Source organism: Exiguobacterium sp. UBA6309 (assembly GCF_002439205.1).
Taxonomy (GTDB): domain Bacteria; phylum Bacillota; class Bacilli; order Exiguobacteriales; family Exiguobacteriaceae; genus Exiguobacterium_A.
In genome coordinates this window covers 108073-126734 of sequence record NZ_DJTL01000036.1, presented here as the reverse complement: position 1 = coordinate 126734, position 18662 = coordinate 108073, and the positions used below count along the sequence as shown (strand labels likewise).

18 protein-coding genes, 1 tRNA gene and 1 pseudogene are annotated in these 18662 nt (G+C 42.3%); 9 read left to right on the top strand and 11 right to left on the bottom strand.

Annotated elements, in window-relative coordinates:
* Position 1: 1 nt before the first annotated feature.
* From B3M90_RS12695 to B3M90_RS12670, 6 genes and pseudogenes are all read right to left on the bottom strand, one after another.
* Positions 2-868, bottom strand: a complete 867-nt coding sequence (locus B3M90_RS12695; RefSeq protein WP_290784334.1) for a helix-turn-helix domain-containing protein — start codon at positions 866-868, stop codon at positions 2-4.
* A gap of 40 nt (positions 869-908) precedes the next feature.
* Positions 909-1787, bottom strand: a pseudogene (locus B3M90_RS12690) (helix-turn-helix domain-containing protein).
* A gap of 83 nt (positions 1788-1870) precedes the next feature.
* Complete coding sequence (locus tag B3M90_RS12685) at positions 1871-2761, bottom strand: helix-turn-helix domain-containing protein (protein WP_290784362.1); 891 nt, start codon at positions 2759-2761, stop codon at positions 1871-1873.
* Complete coding sequence (locus B3M90_RS12680) at positions 2761-3654, bottom strand: helix-turn-helix domain-containing protein (protein WP_290759021.1); 894 nt, start codon at positions 3652-3654, stop codon at positions 2761-2763. Before B3M90_RS12680 ends, B3M90_RS12685 begins: the two co-directional genes overlap by 1 nt.
* 88 nt (positions 3655-3742) lie before the next feature.
* A tRNA-Thr gene (locus B3M90_RS12675) sits at positions 3743-3813 on the bottom strand.
* Positions 3814-3898: 85 nt separating this feature from the next.
* Positions 3899-4096, bottom strand: coding sequence for a hypothetical protein (locus B3M90_RS12670; protein WP_035407347.1), 198 nt, complete (start codon positions 4094-4096; stop codon positions 3899-3901).
* 156 nt (positions 4097-4252) lie between these two features.
* On the opposite strand from B3M90_RS12670, the gene B3M90_RS12665 reads away from it, so the two are divergent.
* Positions 4253-5428, top strand: coding sequence for a MalY/PatB family protein (locus tag B3M90_RS12665; protein WP_290784332.1), 1176 nt, complete (start codon positions 4253-4255; stop codon positions 5426-5428).
* Between the two features lie 260 nt (positions 5429-5688).
* Positions 5689-7161 (top strand): sodium/proline symporter PutP, encoded by a 1473-nt coding sequence (gene putP, locus B3M90_RS12660; RefSeq protein WP_290784330.1) that lies wholly within the window; start codon positions 5689-5691, stop codon positions 7159-7161.
* A gap of 55 nt (positions 7162-7216) precedes the next feature.
* Here the strand turns inward: putP and B3M90_RS12655 are convergent, their stop codons facing one another.
* On the bottom strand, positions 7217-8008 hold the full coding sequence (locus B3M90_RS12655; protein WP_290784328.1) for a class I SAM-dependent methyltransferase: 792 nt from the start codon (positions 8006-8008) through the stop codon (positions 7217-7219).
* Positions 8009-8048: 40 nt separating this feature from the next.
* Positions 8049-8363: a hypothetical protein gene (locus tag B3M90_RS12650; protein ID WP_023468579.1), complete on the bottom strand. Its 315-nt coding sequence runs from the start codon at positions 8361-8363 to the stop codon at positions 8049-8051.
* Positions 8364-8565: 202 nt separating this feature from the next.
* On the opposite strand from B3M90_RS12650, the gene B3M90_RS12645 reads away from it, so the two are divergent.
* From B3M90_RS12645 to B3M90_RS12635, 3 genes are all read left to right on the top strand, one after another.
* Positions 8566-9048, top strand: a complete 483-nt coding sequence (locus B3M90_RS12645) for a GNAT family N-acetyltransferase (RefSeq protein ID WP_290784326.1) — start codon at positions 8566-8568, stop codon at positions 9046-9048.
* A gap of 127 nt (positions 9049-9175) precedes the next feature.
* Positions 9176-9874: a queuosine precursor transporter gene (locus B3M90_RS12640; RefSeq protein WP_290784324.1), complete on the top strand. Its 699-nt coding sequence runs from the start codon at positions 9176-9178 to the stop codon at positions 9872-9874.
* Between the two features lie 57 nt (positions 9875-9931).
* Complete coding sequence (locus tag B3M90_RS12635) at positions 9932-10303, top strand: PilZ domain-containing protein (protein WP_214747276.1); 372 nt, start codon at positions 9932-9934, stop codon at positions 10301-10303.
* 53 nt (positions 10304-10356) lie between these two features.
* Here the strand turns inward: B3M90_RS12635 and B3M90_RS12630 are convergent, their stop codons facing one another.
* Positions 10357-12027 (bottom strand): glycoside hydrolase family 13 protein, encoded by a 1671-nt coding sequence (locus B3M90_RS12630; protein WP_214854321.1) that lies wholly within the window; start codon positions 12025-12027, stop codon positions 10357-10359.
* A gap of 224 nt (positions 12028-12251) precedes the next feature.
* Here B3M90_RS12630 and B3M90_RS12625 point away from each other — a divergent pair, with 224 nt between their 5' ends.
* From B3M90_RS12625 to B3M90_RS12615, 3 genes are read left to right on the top strand one after another with little or no spacing between them, the layout of a single operon-like run.
* A complete protein-coding gene (locus tag B3M90_RS12625; RefSeq protein WP_214854324.1) occupies positions 12252-12869 on the top strand; it encodes a hypothetical protein in 618 nt (205 codons plus the stop codon).
* A gap of 48 nt (positions 12870-12917) precedes the next feature.
* Positions 12918-13712, top strand: coding sequence for a thymidylate synthase (locus B3M90_RS12620; RefSeq protein ID WP_055968468.1), 795 nt, complete (start codon positions 12918-12920; stop codon positions 13710-13712).
* Positions 13709-14185 carry a dihydrofolate reductase gene (locus B3M90_RS12615; protein ID WP_064299692.1) on the top strand — a complete coding sequence of 159 codons (477 nt, stop codon included), beginning with the start codon at positions 13709-13711 and terminating at the stop codon, positions 14183-14185. Before B3M90_RS12620 ends, B3M90_RS12615 begins: the two co-directional genes overlap by 4 nt.
* A 50-nt stretch (positions 14186-14235) precedes the next feature.
* Here B3M90_RS12615 and B3M90_RS12610 read toward each other — a convergent pair whose 3' ends face one another.
* Positions 14236-15753, bottom strand: coding sequence for a diguanylate cyclase (locus tag B3M90_RS12610; protein WP_290784321.1), 1518 nt, complete (start codon positions 15751-15753; stop codon positions 14236-14238).
* Between the two features lie 81 nt (positions 15754-15834).
* The gene (gene fumC, locus B3M90_RS12605; RefSeq protein WP_290784320.1) at positions 15835-17229 is read right to left on the bottom strand and encodes a class II fumarate hydratase; all 1395 of its coding nucleotides are present in this window, start codon (positions 17227-17229) and stop codon (positions 15835-15837) included.
* Positions 17230-17344: 115 nt separating this feature from the next.
* On the opposite strand from fumC, the gene B3M90_RS12600 reads away from it, so the two are divergent.
* Positions 17345-18649, top strand: a complete 1305-nt coding sequence (locus tag B3M90_RS12600; RefSeq protein ID WP_290784318.1) for a hemolysin family protein — start codon at positions 17345-17347, stop codon at positions 18647-18649.
* Positions 18650-18662 lie beyond the last annotated feature (13 nt).

The following is an 18662-nucleotide window of genomic DNA, read 5'->3' as shown; positions in this document are numbered from 1 at the left end:
ATTACATTTGAAAGTAGAGAAACTGGGTTTTTCCTTTTAATACTAGCGCAGCATGATTTTCATTACCAAAAGCAGTAAAAAGAGAATAGGCGTAGGTAAACGCGTCACGAATATCACGTTCTGCGTAACTCAATTCTTCATAGAAACATCCCTTTTGATAAAAGAAGTGCCCTAACATCGCTGTATCTTTTCGCTCAACGGATAAGGCGAGTCCTTTTTCAGTAATCTCTAACCCTGTTACAAAATCATTTTGAAAATAGAGCTGTTGCGCATGATTATATAAAATTTTACATTGTAACTTTTTCAGCGTATCCGTCGAATAATCGTAAGTTAGTAATTCTTGATAAATTTTTCTCGCGTACGGATACTGACTGTTCAAATAATAATAGTTTGCGACAGACATCCGGATACGTAAATAAAGAACAGGGTACTCTGTTTCCATTTGTTGTTCATCCGATAACCGAAGCAACTGTGAGATACATGTTCGATAATCGATATCTTTTTTCCCTTCGCGAGCGACCCATTCAAAATAACGAATCAATAACTGAACGGAAGGAGGAAGACTAGTTGGTAAACATCTCATGAAATCAAGCATTTCATCATAACGACGTTGTCTAGAAAAGTCCGCTAGTTGTACCTCATAGCGCTGAAATAGTTTTACTTCATTTGAATCGATGAAGATCTGATCCATTGAAATATGTAACTTTTGAGACAAACGCTGAACAAGATCAATTGTTGGTATAGTTTTACCATTTTCAATCTTACTTAATTCAGCTTGACTGCATACATCCTTCGCTAATTCTTTTTGTGTCAACTTCCTCTCGATCCGTAGTTGTTTGATCTGTTTACCAAATGATTCAATACGCAACGTTTTTCCTCTTTTCTCGTTTGTTAAGCAATGACCTCATTCAGGCATAGACTGCAAAAAAAGAACGTTTCACCTCTAGAACGATGTCAGCATATTGTTTCATCTGAAAGGCAGAGAATAATTCGTAGGCCATCGTATAATCATGTTTCGTCTGCAAGATATCTACCCCCATTCGCTCATGAAATTCACCACGTTGATAATAGAAGTGCGCTAAATAGGATGTTTATTTCAATTTTCGACTGAGCAGTATCCCTTCCTCGATGATACGAAGTCCTTTTTCTGGCTGATTAACTTTATATAATAATTTCGCATAATTATAAAGAATCTTAAGTCGTTCTTCTTTTAAACCGCTAATTTCTGTCGTGAAATGTAATACGTCAGTATATATTTTTTCTGCTTGTTGATACTGTTCGCACTCCGCATATAAAATGGATAGTGCCATCTTGACTCGAAAGTAAAGAATCGGATCCTGCACCTGTAAACCTTCTTGATCGATCAATCGTGCAAATAAGACTGAGGTCGTTCGATAATCAACGTGCTGTTGCCGATAGGCGATCACGATTTCATAGTATCTCATTATTCGCCTTACTTCGTCAGAAGATCGACTGGATGAGACTTGTTTCATTACACGAAGGCATTTATCAAATTTATTTTCTCGTACTAGCTTACGAAGTGCTTGGTCAAGAATACGAGCTTGTTCCAAACGATGTTCAGCACCATCTTTAACGAGTTCGGATATAGGAACACAAAGCTTTATAGCAAGTTGCTGTAATAATTCAACGGTCGGCATTACCTTACCGTTTTCAATTTTACTAATTTCAGCCTGACTACAGATCCCTGTACTAATGTCTTTTTGTGATACGTTGTTCAAACGTCGATAAAATTTCAGTGTCTCCCCAATTGGATGTACGTTTTTCATCTTATCACCTCTCACTACTCATTTGATTGCACTTTTAATAAAAAAACCTTCTTGTTTGGCAAGAAGGTTACACATCCTATTTATCACTTCTCAAAGGTAAATAACATATACTTTTCCTTCATGCGAAGAATCATCTGTTTTCGAACGTCGTGCTCAAACGCGTGAAACAATGTATAGGCGACGGAATACTGTTTTTGAAGTGACATCTCATCTTCACCTGACTGTTCGTGATAGTGCGCGAGCTGATAATAAAAATGTCCAAACAAAAATGTATGATTATGCAGCAAACATAGTTCATATCCTTTCTTAGCGATGGCGATACTGTCCTCAGACTTCCCTTGGTATTCAAGAATCTGACAATGATTAAAATAAATTTTTAATAGCGCATTCAGATGGGCAGTCGACTGGAGCGCTTCAATTTCTTTTTCCAATTCCTGATATACGGATTCCGTTAAATGAAATAGATCCTTTTCTGAATACATATTTGCAATCGCCATTTTGATTCGAATGAACAATTGAATGGAATGCGACCACACTTCTTTTTCATTCAACAAGTTGCTGAGTAGGCTCGCAGCTGTCCGAAAATCAATCCGATTTTGTTTTAGATCAATGATCGTTTTAATGTAACTTTTTAAAATATCGACTTCAGTGATCATATTTTTTTCTTGCTGATTAATTCGCTCCATTGCTTCTTCGTACTTCTCTTCTCGAAGCAAATCGGATAAGAATTGATCAATTTGAAAAAATTGTTCTTCATCCGTATGTTCTTGAAATAATAAAGAAATGGGCACCTTTAACCTTTTGGAAATTTGTTGCAACAAATCGACAGTCGGTGAATTTAAGCCGTTTTCGATTTTACTGATTTCAGCTTGGCTACAAATATCTTCACATAGTTCATTTTGAGTCATATGCTTTTCGATACGCAATTGTTTAATCTTTTTACCAATTGACGAAGTTAAATTTTCCAAATTCATCATTTCCCTTCACTTCTGTCGATAGGGAATAGTAATAAATCTGATAAATGTGTTTCAAGAATTTTTCGGTATGCGTGATTGTTTGTCGCAGTAAAAAATGAGTAAGCAATCGTGTAAGCTTCTTTAACACTTTTCTCAGGAGCGTTTAATGATTCTAAAAAAAAGCCCTTTTGATAATAGAAATGACCAAGGTATGTCAAATCTTGTATTTCTTTAGTTTCTTCTATGACTCGTTCTACTTCTTGTAACCCTTCCTCGAATCGCTTTAATCTGTATAAATTACGTAAATAGTTGTATATGATTTTCATTCTAATTTTTTTATATTCTCGCGTCTGATAATGTAGTTTTAGTAATTCTACGTAGATTTGATGGGAATGCATGTAATCTTCATGATTCGTATACAATACAGCGATTGCCATTTGAATTCGAGTATAGAGAAGAAATGATTTTTCTTCTAACTTTTCTTCGCTGACTAATTTCAATAAAGCAGAAATGCATGTTCTAAAATCGATGTTTCCTTTTTCATATAATAGTAATTTTCGATGATAACGAATTAACACTTGAATTTCAAACGCTGTATTTGATTTCGCATATTCTTCTAAATCTTTGTCCATAGATGAGTAATTTTTCTCTCTCATATGGCGTAACATTTTTTGATCAATCTCATTTAATTTTTGTGACACGATTTCATCTTCAAAAAACAATGAAATCGGAATGCGCAGTCTTCGACAAATTTGCTGTAGTAAATCAATCGTCGGAGAATTTCGACCATTTTCGATTTTGCTGATCTCAGCCTGACTACAAATTCCTTCACAAAGTGCTTTTTGTGTCATTCCTTGTTTTTTTCGTTCTTGCTTGATCTTATCGCCAACAGAATGAATGACTGGATGCATGAAGTTCACTCCTCAATCAAAGATGAATCCATCATAAAAAAAGTCTTTCGTTTCAAGTATATATCACTTGAGACGAAAGACGCGTGTATGCTTCCGGCGAGAATCGAACTCGCACTGCAGCATTACCATTGCTGAGGTCTGCCATTAACCTACGGAAGCTTGTAAAATCTGTTTCTAGTATAACTTATAAAAAAAGACAAGACAAGAAGTCGACGTGATTTCCACGCAACTCCTTGTTACTTTTTTACAGTGTCGTTTTTGTTAATGAATTATCATAGACGACTAAAACCGAATAATGTTCATCCGCTTTAGACGCGACGAATGTTGAAAACTTCAACGTAATGATGGCGTTTGATCCAACACCATTGTTCTCAAAAAATTCGTTCAATCGTTCTTCTAATTCTTCAGGCGTTCGCCCGACAACTACTTTAGAATGTAACATGATCATCACTCCGTTCTGTTATGGTAGGTTCGAGTTAAATAATTGCCTGATCGAATAAATGTTAAACCTTTTATTTTCCGACTTGCTCCTTCCTCTCTTTATCCGCTATGGTGAAATGGAGTAGTTTAACTTAAAAAGAATAGGAAGTGAAGTCTGATGGAACAGATTAATTTCGATGAAACGATTGAGAAACGAAATACAGGATCCGTCAAATGGGACGGACTTCATTCACTTTATGGATCCGATGAGCTGATTCCGATGTGGGTCGCCGACATGGATGTCCGTCCACCGCATCATCTCACAGAACGGTTGACAAGACGTGCTGCTACAGGTCATTTCGGTTACTCGATGTTTGAAGAGGAAGCAAAACAAGCGATTCAGCATTGGTTTCTGAAGCGATATGACGTAACGATCACTACTGATTCCATTCTCTACTCGAGCGGTGTCGTTCCAGGACTTGCGCATACCGTCCTCGCATTGACTGAACCGAGTGATAAAATCATCATCCAGACACCGGTCTATCCTCCATTTCATCAAATCATTCAGTCTAACCAACGGCAAATCGTTGAAAATCCGCTTCTTTTAGACGGTGAGACGTATCAGACAGACTTTCCACTTCTCGAACGGCAAATGCGAACAGCACGCATGATGATTCTCTGTAGTCCACATAACCCAAGCGGCAAAGTCTTCTCTCAAGAAGAATTACCGCGTATCGTGGCGCTTGCGAAACAGCATGATGTGTATCTTGTATCCGATGAAATCCATGCGGATCTCGTCTATAAAGGTTCGGTGCACACACCTATTCTTGCCTTTGATTATGAAAAAATCATTTTAGTCAGCGCACCATCTAAAACATTCAATATTCCTGGACTTTATGCGTCGTACTTAATCGTACCTGACACTTCAATTCGCCAACAGATCGAGCGTGTTCAGCAACGTCATTTTGTTCATCCAAACGCATTGGCTTCAACTGCTATTTCGGCGGCGTACGGAGATCATGCGAGTGAGCAATGGTTAGCGCAACTCCTTGTTTATTTGGAAGACAATCGTGACCATGCCGTCCGTCGTATTCGTCAAGAAATGCCGAAATTAAATGTCATCATTCCAGAATCTACATTCTTGTTGTGGATTGATTTCAAAGCACTTAATCTCGATAGCAAAACGCGTGCCGATTGGCTCGTCAAGGAAGCGAAACTCGCTTTGACACACGGTGCTTCATTCGGATCTGGTGGAGAAACATTTGAACGTTTAAATTTCGGGTGTCCTCGTGCACAATTAGATCAGGCATTAGATCGTTTAAGCACCGCATACCAACAGTTTTGGACGAATTAACATGACATAAATGATCCTAATTCATTAGGGTCATTTATTTTTTGTTGAATTATTCTGAATATTTTAAATTGATGAACTTTAACAGGGACTAAAACCGTCCCGATCCCTTAAGGCACTAGGCGTGGCACCACTTTCCATGAAAATGAAGTGACTTGCAAAGTCGTTTTATCCCCTGTAAGGTGGGGAACATATCATTTGGCGAACTGGTCAATATGTGCTTGATCGCTGAAAAAACTATTGCATTTGGAGGATTTAACTTTATGACGCAAGAATGGATTTCGATCATCCTGTATCTTGTTCTCATGTTGGCAATCGGTTACTTTGCCTACAAGCGAACGACGAATACAGAAGATTACATGTTAGGCGGACGCGATCTCGGTCCAGGTGTCACAGCACTTTCTGCTGGTGCATCGGATATGAGTGGATGGATGCTCATGGGACTTCCCGGCGCCATGTATGCGACAGGTGTTTCAGCACTTTGGCTCGCACTCGGATTATTGATTGGCTGTTACGTGAACTATTTAGTACTCGCTCCACGTTTCCGACTTTACACGGAAATGGCGAATGATTCGATTACGATTCCTGACTTTTTAGAAAATCGCTTTGAAGACAAATCACGTGTGCTTCGTACTGTATCAGCACTTGTCATCATCGTCTTCTTTACATTTTACACATCAGCTGGAATCGTTTCTGGTGGAAAATTGTTCGTCAGCTCATTCGGATTTGATTACCACTATGGTATGCTCTTGACGATTGCGGTCGTAATCGCCTACACCTTATTCGGCGGTTTTCTCGCAGTTAGTTGGACCGATTTCGTCCAGGGTTGTATCATGTTTATCGCACTCGTGCTTGTACCTGTCGTTGCCTTGACTGACGTTGGTGGAGTCGATGGAGCATACAACTATGCTGAAAACTTAGACCCTTCCCTATTTGATCCACTCAAAGGAACAACAGTTCTTGGAATCATCGGATTCCTTGCTTGGGGTCTTGGTTATTTTGGTCAACCACACATCATCGTCCGTTTCATGGCGATTCGCTCAGTCAAAGATTTAAAAAGTGCTCGTCGCATCGGTATCGGATGGATGTTCATCTCTATCATTGGTGCCATGATGACAGGACTTGTCGGAATTGCTTATTTTGAAGGACAAGGAAATGGACTAGGTGACCCGGAAACGGTCTTCATCCGTTTCTCGGACGTACTATTCCACCCGTATATCACAGGGTTCTTGATGGCTGCGATTCTTGCAGCAATCATGTCGACGATTTCATCACAACTGCTCGTTACTTCGAGTGCATTGACTGAAGACTTTTATAAAACATTCTTGAAAAAAGACGCAACAGATAAACAACTCGTCTTAACCGGTCGAATTGCTGTTCTTGTTGTCGCGATCATCGCAAGTATTCTTGCTTGGAATCCGTCAGCGACGATTCTTGCTCTCGTCGGTTATGCATGGGCTGGATTCGGTTCTGCCTTTGGTCCGATCATCTTGCTTTCTCTCTACTGGAAACGCATGACGAAACAAGGTGCACTGGCTGGTATCATCTCAGGTGCCTTGACTGTCATCATATGGGTTCAACTCGGACTTAGTACGACGCTTTATGAAATGGTACCTGGATTCTTCACAAGCTTGATCTTTACGGTCGTTGTCAGCTTGATGACGAAACAACCGGTCAATGCCGTTCAGGAAACGTTCGAAGAGATGGAAGACGAATTAAAAGACGCTGTTCAATAATCAGCGAATAACAAGTAAGACCTCTGCCGCATGAATTGCAGAGGTCTTTTTTGATCTACAGTTCAATCACGCCATAATGCAACTTCGACGTTTTACGCTTTGTTCGTTCGAACCCAAACCGTTCAAACAATGGGCTCTCATAATGTGCTTTTAATACGATGCGCTGACGTGCCACACGCTTCGCCTCAATCATCGCTTCAACAGATAAGGCTTCATAATTCGCAAGTTTTCGTAAAGCGTCGAGATGTGTCGATTCTTCAACAGTCTGTTCAAACATGGGGTCAAAGTAGATGACATCAAAGCAATTATCCGGACATTCTTTCAAAAATGCGAGATGATGTTTGACTTTCACTTCGATTCGTCGCATCGCCTGATTGATTGGTTCGTAAGATTCTTCCCAGCGTTTTAATCCGTCCTTGACGACAAAGGCTGTCTCAGTCTTGCTTTCTAGACCGATGATCCGCCCCTGCTCTCCAATAGCATGACTCATGACAATCGCATCTGCACCTAAACCAAGTGTACAATCTAACACATGCATCCCTTTTGATAGGCGTCCCATCGCAACGAGAGGATCTCTTCCACCTGCATCAATTTGTTTGATGCGAAAGACCGCACTTGAAGGATGGAAAAAGAACGATGTCGTTTCGCCTAATGGGTATAAATCTAGTCGTTTCTTATCGACGACTAATACCGACAATCCCGTCTCCTGTTGCAGGTGTTCTATGCTTTTTTTTTGCCGCGCGATATAGACGAAATGTATCGTCTCATCCGCTAACAACTGCTTCACACGATCATGCACGACGTCAGTCGGACGAAGACATGTCGTCAGTCCAATGGTTAATTTCATACTTCTTTCCCCCATAAAAAATAAGCCAGCCGCAGCTAGCTCATTTCTTTTTCTTCAATAATCCTTCAATATCTTCGATCAATGCTTTTTTCGAAATCAGGTCTTCTTGCTTTTCCTGTTCGACTTTTGCATCGACCGTCGTCCGCTTCATGAGTGCCTGAAGCGTTTCATCGATGCTTGACTTCAAATGATCACGATCTTCTTTGTTAAGAGAAAGATCATGTTGTACTTCATCCCCTTGTTCATCTAATTGGCGTAAGCGTTCCGTCAATTGTTTCGCTTCACGATTCAAGTCCGAATACAATCGTTCGATTTGCTCTAAACGCAATTTGATTCCGTCACGTTCTGTGAACACGTTTCCAGCCCCTTCCAGTATGCAGTTGTCTACATCATTACTTTACCATATTTCGAGGTAATTAAAACAATCACAAGATGATTACAAAATGATTTTTTAAATTTTTTTCCTGCGGATCGGTTCCAGTTAATTTTTGCAATTGCACGGAGGGTATCGCTATAATGTAAACGAAGCATCAATTGGGATGAGGGAGGATTTTGTGATGGAATTAAGACGTCGAGCATTACGTCATGTCGATCAAGCTGAGTACGACCATTTCTTGAAGTATGGCGAGCAAGCATATGGGCTGTCTCCGCAAGAAATCAAAGGGTATGACCATGAGCTTGGAGAAGAGCGAGCTTTTGATTCCGTCGAGCACAGTTATCCTGAAGATTACTACTATGATATCGTTGAAGCAGATACGATCGTCGGGCGGGTTCTACTTTTGAAAATGGGTCACTATTTTCAACTCGACTTTATGGTGTTTGATCCTTATACGCGTCGGGGTCTAGCTACTCAAGCAGTTGCCGAAGCATTAAAGCATTCGGGAGTACTAGATCGTCATGAAGTACGCGCGCGTGTTCTCGATCAATCACCACACGCTTTTTACGCGAAACGTATTTTAGAAGCAAATGACTTTACGTCGATTGAGAACTATTACGTCAAAGGGAGACGACGTCGATATTCTTTACAACGACTCGGTTGAACACTATCTGAAAGACCATGAGATTCATGGTCTTTTTTTATATTGGTCACATGTGTACCTCACCTTTGACAGGCGATCGATTTCAGCGTACAATTTTCATCTGTATGAACAGAAAGGAGTCTACCTCATGAACGAATGGTTATGGATCCCTTCCATTTTTTTAACGATGGGATTATTGATTTTCAGTTATTATCTATTTGGAAAGACCGGATTGTTGATGTGGATTGCCATCGCAACAATCATTGCAAACATTCAAGTCACACAAACCGTCGACATTTTTGGTTTCGTCTTCACGTTAGGAAATGTCGTTTATGGCAGTTGTTATTTAGCGACGGATATTCTCAATGAGAAATATGGCAAACAGGTCGCTCGAAAAGGTGTCTATATGGGTTTCTTTTCCTTGATCACGACGACCGTCCTCATGCAATTCAGTCTCTTGTATACCCCACTCGCCGATAAAGCAGCACTCGAAACATCTGATTCTTTACATCTACTATTCGGACTCCTGCCATGGATTGCTGTCGGTAGTCTTGCCGCTTATCTCGTGTCGCAATTGTTTGATGTCTTCATTTATTCGAAGATTCGTCAAAAGACAGGCGAACGAAAACTTTGGTTACGGACGACGGGATCAACTGTATTAAGCCAACTACTCGATACGTTGACATTTTGTGCGATCGCCTTTCACGATATGCCATTCTCTATTTGGTGGCAAATCTTCATTACGACATATCTCGCAAAATTCGTCGTCGCCTGGTTCGCGACACCATTCATGTATTTAGCAAAGCGCATCCATCCGACGAAACGATCAACAGATGCTGCAGCCTGATGAAAAAGACTAGAAGAGTTTTGCAAATTGTCGGATAATAGGAACGGAGGTGCCTACATGAAAATCAAACGCAATGAACCGTTTCGATATACGCTGAAGACTCCTATAATTGGTGAATTTTACTTGCTCAAAGATGAACAGCGTACACCGAAAGGGTTGATGAAGATTCATAATATCTCACCGAACGGACTAGCAATCAGCACAGAACTAAAACTTCCACTCCTCAAATCAATGAAAATCGTCGTTGAATTCTCATTGATTGAAGGACAAGTGCCACTATGCATCGAAGGGTTTTTATTGCATGAGAAGCCTTCCGGTCCTGGGCGGTTGTACGGTATCCATCTCAATTCGACAACAACTGATCGTGAAAAAATCATTTCACAAGTGAAACAGATCGCGAAATCAGAACGATCCCTTCTTAATGATTAAAATGGCATTGCCCCTACATATGTAAGGGCAATGCCATTTTTTATCGAAACAATTTATGCGTCAAACGTACGGAAGACGACGGCTTCATAAGGTCGAAGCGTTAGTTCATCGGTAACAACGGACTCCTCATAGTTTCCGATGATCCGGTCTGACGTATCATGCGTAGACGGAATATTCACATCATGATCCGCAAACGAACAGTAGACATACCATGTCTCCCCTTCAAGCGTTCGTGAGTAGGCGTAAACTTCTGGATGATCTTCGAGTAAGAGTTCATAGCGACCATAGACGACGAGCTCATGGTCATGTCGTAGACGAATCAACTGCTGATAGTAATAAAAGATAGATTGCTCATCTGCAAGCGCCTGTTCGACGTTGATTTCCGGATAGTTCGGATTGACCTTCAACCATGGTGTTCCCGTCGAGAAACCAGCGTTCTCCGACGCATCCCACTGCATCGGTGTCCGCGCATTGTCACGTCCTTTGACATGGATGGAACGTAGTAGTTCAGCCGGTGATGCTCCTTGTTCCGTACGTTCTTTCCACATGTTCCGAATTTCGATATCTTCATAGTCCGCAATGTCTTCAAAAGCGACGTTCGTCATGCCGATTTCCTCGCCTTGATAGATATATGGTGTCCCTTTTAACAAATGCAATAATGTAGCAAGCATTTTAGCTGACTCGACGCGGTACGTCGTGTCATTTCCGAATCGACTGACGACGCGGGGTTGATCGTGGTTGTTCCAATAGAGCGAGTTCCACCCCGTCTCATGTAAGGCCGTCTGCCATTTGGTGAAGTTTTGCTTGAGTTTGAGTAAATCAAACGGAATGACGTCCCATTTCCCGTTCGGACCTGAATCAAGATCCATATGTTCGAACGTAAAGACCATGTTGACCTCTTTACGTGCCGGATCCGTGTAAAGAATGGCATCATCCGTCGTCGCTCCTGGCATCTCACCGACTGTCAGGACATCGTATTTACCGAAGGAAGCTTCGTTCATCTCGTGTAAAAACTCATGGACACGTGGTCCGTTGATATAATGTTCTCCACCATCTCCATACAGTGCTCCTGGATGGACCGTCGCATCTGGTAAGCCAGGTGTCTTCGAAATCAAGTTGATGACGTCCATTCGGAAACCATCAATCCCTCGATCCAACCAGCGACGAATCATCCCGTACACATCGTGACGCATCTGCTCATTTTCCCAGTTCAAGTCAGGCTGCTTCTTCGAGAATAAGTGAAGATAGTATTCATTCGTTGTTTCATCATATTCCCAGGCAGGTCCAGAGAAAATCGACCCCCAGTTGTTTGGTAGAGAACCGTCTGGATTTGCCGGGCGCCACATATAATAATCCCGATATGGATTGTCCTTGCTTTGACGCGATTCCGCGAACCACTGATGTTCATCTGACGAATGATTGATGACAAGGTCCATGACGATTTTGATATCTCGTGCATGTGCCTCATCTAGAAGACGATCAAAATCATCCATCGTCCCGAATTCCTTCATGATGGCTTCATAATCACGGATATCATAGCCATTATCATCGTTCGGTGAATCATAGACAGGACTTAGCCAAATGACGTCGATACCAAGCGTCTTCAAATAATCCAACTTTTCGATGATTCCGTTCAAATCACCGATCCCGTCCCCATTCGAATCATTATAACTACGTGGGTAAATTTGATAAACGACACTATCATGCCACCATTTACGTTCCATCCTCAACACTCTCCTCTTTTATGTACGTAACGTGCTACATATTGAGCAAACGATTGCATCAATTTGTAAAAGCGCTTTCAATTATCACAACGTCATCTTAACATGTCCATGAGAGGTGCTCAAGCAAGAACCTTAACATATTTGATATCATGAAATATGAAATACAAGAGTTTACTACATCCAAGATGATGGAAAAGAAAGGTATGAGAGAGGAGTGTGGACAAATGTATCGTCGATATTTGCTCTTCTTGGTCTGGGCGATTGCTATTGTCTTCATCTTATTATTTGGAAATAATCGTGTCTTTCCAGAAGGTTTCTTGATTTCGTTTTTATGTTTCGACCAAAGTCAATTTGATACATCCGCGTTAAGTTTATTTGCCTTACTCGGTATTTATCCGTTCGCTTTCTTTTTACTATTTCTAGATGAGAAACGATTCATGCGCCCAGGACCGCTCGTCGCAAGTATTGGATCGTTCTTCTTAGGTGCCTTCGTGTTGATGCCTTATGTCGCCCTCGCTATTCCAAGGAAAACGTTTCTTCCTTTTCGTCGTCGCGGGTGGATTCCTACCGTCGTCGCCTTACTTAGCGTCGTGACGACATTATTGCTTTGGATTGCTCTTGCTCGATCTGATTGGAGTATATTCCGCATCTACTTTGAGACCAATCAATTCGTTCGAACGATGACCGTCGATTTGTTATTATTCTACACTCTGCAAGTCTATCTGCTCCGGCGCATTCGTGTTCGGAATGCACAATCATTAGAGTGGCAAGACGTGATTCCGCTCTTTGGCTTATTTCGTTATCTATTCGCAAGACATTTACCGACATCCTCAAAATCTTAATTTATGGTACAATGAAATTTGGATTTTTCGAAAAGGAGATGTCATCCGATGGAACAATATCATGCACTTTGCGAACACATTTTGGAACACGGAACAAAAAAGGAAGACCGGACGGGAACGGGAACACTCAGCGTGTTTGGTCACCAAATGCGCTTCTCCCTTCAAGATGGTTTTCCTCTCATTACGACGAAAAAGTTACATATGAAGTCGATCATTCATGAGTTGATTTGGTTCATCTCGGGTGATACGAATATTCGTTATCTACAGGAAAATGGTGTGCGGATTTGGAACGAATGGGCCGATGAGAACGGAGATCTAGGTCCTGTTTACGGGGCACAATGGCGCTCTTTTCCACGTCCAGATGGCACGACGGTCGATCAGCTGGCACAAGTCATTGAACAGATCAAAACGAATCCGGATTCTCGTCGTTTGATCGTCAGTGCTTGGAATCCTGGACAAGTCGATGAGATGGCTTTACCACCTTGTCATCTCTTGTTCCAATTTTATGTCGCTGACGGAAAACTATCATGCCAATTGTATCAACGTTCAGCTGATGTTTTCCTAGGCGTACCATTTAATATTGCATCTTATGCGTTACTGACACATATGATTGCTCATGTGTGTGGACTTGAGGTTGGTGACTTCGTTCATACGCTCGGTGACGCTCATATCTATTCAAATCATATTGAACAAGTTAATCTTCAGTTGACGCGTACCCCAAAAAAATTACCGACGCTGCGCTTCGCTCGAACAGTCGATCGTATCGAAGACTTCCGCTTCGAAGACATCATCATTGAAGGCTATGATCCTGATCCGCACATTAAAGGTGTGGTAGCCGTATGATCACACATATCGTAGCGTATACAAAAAATCATGTCATCGGTCGTGACAATGCGATGCCTTGGCACCTTCCAGCTGATTTAGCTCACTTCAAGCGTACGACGATTGGCAAACCGATCATCATGGGACGAAAGACGTTCGAATCTATCGGACGACCGTTGCCCGGTCGAGAGAACATCGTCATTACGCGCGATCAGACGTTTGCAGCCGAAGGTGTAACGGTATGGCATGATCTATCTGCTTTACAACCATACGTCGATTCAGAAGAAGAAGTCTTTTTGATTGGTGGTGGAGAGTTGTTTGCTCAAACGCTTCCTCTTGCTCGCCGCCTGTATGTCACTGAAATTGATACGGTTCTTTCTGGAGATGTACATTATCCCGAAATCCCATCTTCATTTCAGATTACTTCCGAAACACATTATGATGCGGTCGAGGGAAACGATTATCCGTTCATCATTCGTCGATATGATCAGTAACTAAAAAACAGCCACATTGCTCCGTATGACGGACGAATGTGGCTGTTTTTTTAAGGAATTTGCATGATCCATTCAGCAATCCATTCCTCCATATCAGAATCGAACTGTGAGGTCATGATATAGTCCGTCGCACCGCATGATAGCGCATTAGCTAAACGATCGTTTTCTTGATTTGTCACGACCAAAGCATCAATGATCGATTCCCGTTGTTGTCTCCACTCCTCTAATCGTACAAAGTTCTCGCTTGCTAACTGATCGAGTGAAAGAATCGCCAATTGTATTGGCGACGTCCGTTGATCATCTAGCGGAATCACCTCAATATGGTATTTCGGATGATCCGGCATATCAAGCGTATGTACCTGTTTAAGGAATCCTTCCTCGACACGGATATAGACTGGTATTTTTTCGATCGATATCGCTGTCGAATAGGACACCACTTGGTTACGTCCATTACGTTTTGCTTGATATAACGCTTCATCTGCCTCCGCCGTCGCTTGAGCAAGAGTCGTATGTATATCAAATGAAAAGGATAGACCAATCGAAACAGTAATTTTTAATCCATTCGCAAAAACATGTCGTTCGATACGTTCACGTATTTTATTCATATTAGCGATTGCTTGAGGCAATGTTTCTGCTGAAAACAGTAAAATGAATTCCTCACCACCGAAACGAATGAACTCATCGTCGAGACGAGCCGCTTGTTGAACGACGGTCGCTAGTTCGGATAGGACTAAGTCTCCTGTCGGATGTCCATGTAAGTCATTGATTCGTTTGAAGTGATCAAGATCAAAAATCGCTAATCCAAATGTTCGTTGTTCACGTTCTAAACGTGCTGTGCGACGATCAAATGCATTCTGAAGGTATTTCCGATTATAAGCCCCTGTCAATTCATCGACCAAAATTGTTGACGATACAACTCTCAGTTTTCGTAAAAGTCGCGCAAGGCGGACATGACGTTCTTCATTCCTCACAGTTTCATCCCAATAATCATCGGCCCCCATCTCATAACTACTTTGTCGGACTTCTGATTGGCTCGGACCGACGATGATGATCGGAACGAATGCGGATTCCATCTGCTTCATGAGCTTTTTGAACACTTCCACTGAATCAGTGATACATGCATAATCGATGATGACGGCGTCCATCGTAATGTCGTGTGACATTGATAAGGTATCTTCTACCGAGCTAAAAAAACGTGACATATAGCGCGCTTGTTCCAGTGACTTTTTCCATTCGATATTTTCAAGAAAACGTTTTGTCACAGTGACGACTAATTCCTTTCGGACCCGGTTAGCACGTGAGCGCTCTGATAACTGATCGACGATAGGTTGCAATAATTCTTTGACGCTTGACTGATCAATGACAACGTCTACTCGTTCCCAAGTAATTTTTTCATGGCTTACTTGATCGGCGAGTCCCTTAAAGAGTTCCTCTCTGCCGAGTCCTTCCATCCAGCTCGCCAATGCAAGCAATTCTGATCGTGGTACAGCCGGCATCCGAAGTAATGTCTCTACCATATTGATCGTTTGCTGTAATTGTTTTTCTGCCCGCTTTCGATTTTGCTCCATGCAATTCCCTCTCTTTCTATAGATCCGAATAACATTTCTCGGATAAAGAGAAAGCGAGGGAATATCCCCCGCTTTTTCAACTCATGCTTTTAAGTTCGGACGAACCATGTCTGCTGGTACAATCCATTGATCATATTGTTCTTCTGTTAGCAATCCTGTCGCAAGTGCCGCTTCTTTTAATGTCGATCCTGACTGATGCGCCGCTTTCGCAATTTTTGCCGCATTCTCATATCCGATATGCGGATTGAGCGCTGTTACGAGCATCAGTGACCGTTCGACGTTCTCAGCGATGACGGACTGCTCAGGTTCAATGCCGACCGCACAATGGTCATTGAACGAATGCAAGGCGTCTGTAAGTAAACGAACGGATTGAATAAAGTTATACATGATGACCGGCTTGAAGACGTTTAGTTCAAAGTTACCTTGACTTGCAGCAAAACCAATCGTTGCGTCATTTCCGAGGACTTGCGCAGCGACCATCGTCAATGCCTCACTTTGAGTCGGATTGACTTTTCCTGGCATGATTGAGCTCCCTGGTTCATTTTCTGGAATCGTGATTTCACCGATTCCTGCTCGTGGACCAGATGCAAGCCAGCGGACGTCATTTGCAATCTTCATCGCGTCCATCGCTAGTGCTTTGACAGCACCATGTGTGAAGACGAGTTGATCGTGGCTTGTTAAAGCGTGGAATTTGTTTTCCGCACTCGTGAATTCATAACCCGTCTCTTCACTCATCTTCTTCGCTGCCAAATCACCAAACTCAGGATGTGCATTAATCCCCGTACCAACAGCCGTACCGCCGATTGCTAGTTCCGTTAATGGGTCAAGCGTCCGTTCGATCATTTGCTTCGAAAGCGCAAGCATCCGGACCCAGCCGCTGATTTCTTGACCAAGTGTGATTGGTGTAGCATCTTGCAAGTGTGTTCGTCCGATTTTAACGATATCCACAAAAGCCTTTGCTTTTTCATCAAGTGTCGCATGTAGAGCATCGATAGCTGGGAAAAGTGATTCCAATAAGACTGTTTTTGCCGCTAAATGCATCGCTGTTGGATATGTATCATTTGAACTTTGTGATTTATTGACATCATCATTCGGATGAATCGTCGTTTCACTGCCTTGTTCCTTTAATTTGCGTGTCGCGACCCGAGCGATCACTTCGTTGACGTTCATATTAGACTGAGTACCTGAACCCGTTTGCCAAACGACAAGCGGAAACTCATCATCGAATTTCCCCGCGATGATTTCGTCACATACTTCAGCAATGGCACCAGCTTTTTCTGTCTCAAGCACACCTAAGTCGCGGTTCGCAAGCGCCGCTCCTTTTTTCAGGACTGCAAATGCACGAATGACTTCAATCGGCATTTTTTCCGTTCCGATCTTAAAGTTTTCTAGACTACGTTGTGTTTGTGCGCCCCACTCCTGCGCTTCCGGTACACGAATTTCCCCCATCGTGTCACGTTCTACACGGTATTCCATAAACAAATTCCCCCTTTTGATTACTTCTCTTCTAGTTTACCGGAAAGCTCGCAGAATGGGAATGAGGGAGACAGTTTTGGGGAATAGTTTATTATCGAAAAGGAGTGAAGATTTCATGTGGTTAATAAATTTAATAATTGTTTTATTATTGATTCTGGCGAACGGTATATTTGCGATGACCGAACTCGCTTTGCTCTCTTCCAAACGATCGAAATTAGAAAAAGCAATGGATGATGGTAAAAAATCAGCCCATGTCGCATTAGAGTTGCTGGATCGACCGACTGACCTGTTATCGACTGTTCAAGTCGGCATCACGTTAATTGGAATCGTCAATGGTGCATTCGGTGGTGCCGCGCTCTCTGGTCCTGTCATCAATTGGCTCGCTCAATTCGGATGGATCGCTCCTTATGCCAGTACAATCGGTTATATTCTTGTCGTGACAATCATCACCTATATTTCGCTCGTCATCGGTGAACTCGTTCCTAAACGTGTTGCTCTTGTCAGTCCAGAACGAGTTACGATGTGGCTCGCCCCACCGATGCGCTTCTTCTCGATCGTTCTTCGACCATTCATTTGGGTTTTGAGTAAATCGACGAGTTCCATCTTCCGCTTGATTGGTCTCGATCGATTGCAGACGAAAGACGAGACGGAAGACGAAGTCCGGCAATTACTAATTCGTGGCACGAAAGAGGGAACATTTAATCGTTCAGAAGCTGAGCAAGTTTCTCGTGTCTTTGATTTTCATGATTTATATGCGTATGAACTGATGGAGCCCAGAACGGTTACGGAGTGGATTGACTTAGCTGATGAACCCGACACGATCCTACAAGAGCTCCGACAAGCGCGACACCGAAACTTACCGGTCGGTCACGGGGATTTGGATCATTTTGTCGGATTCATCGATGCAAAAGAAATACTATCAACGGAACATCCTGTCAAAGAACTTGAACGATTGATTCAATCTCCACTGATTGTTCCCCGCCAACTGAAAGCAACCGTTTTACTTGAACGGATGCGGAAGGAAACTGTATCGATTGCATTCGTTTTAGACGAGTACGGTGGTTTTCTTGGCATGATCACCTTGTTCGATATTCTCGAAGCATTCGTCGGCGAGATTTCAAGCGTCGAGGAAGAACCGGAACTCGTCATGCGGAAAGACGGTTCGTTCCTAGCGGACGGATTATTGCACATCGATGATTTAAAACGAACGCTCGGCTATACAGATGACTTACCCGGTGAACAGTTAAACGCCTATCATACAGTTGCAGGTTTAATCCTGTATATGTTAGGTGATGTACCAACGCGTGGAAGTGCTGTCGTGATTGAATCATACCGATTTGAAGTCGTTGACTTAGACGGACGTCGCGTCGATCAAATCCTGATTGAACGCATCGAACATGAACAAACACCCCTTTCATAAGGATAGGGGTGTT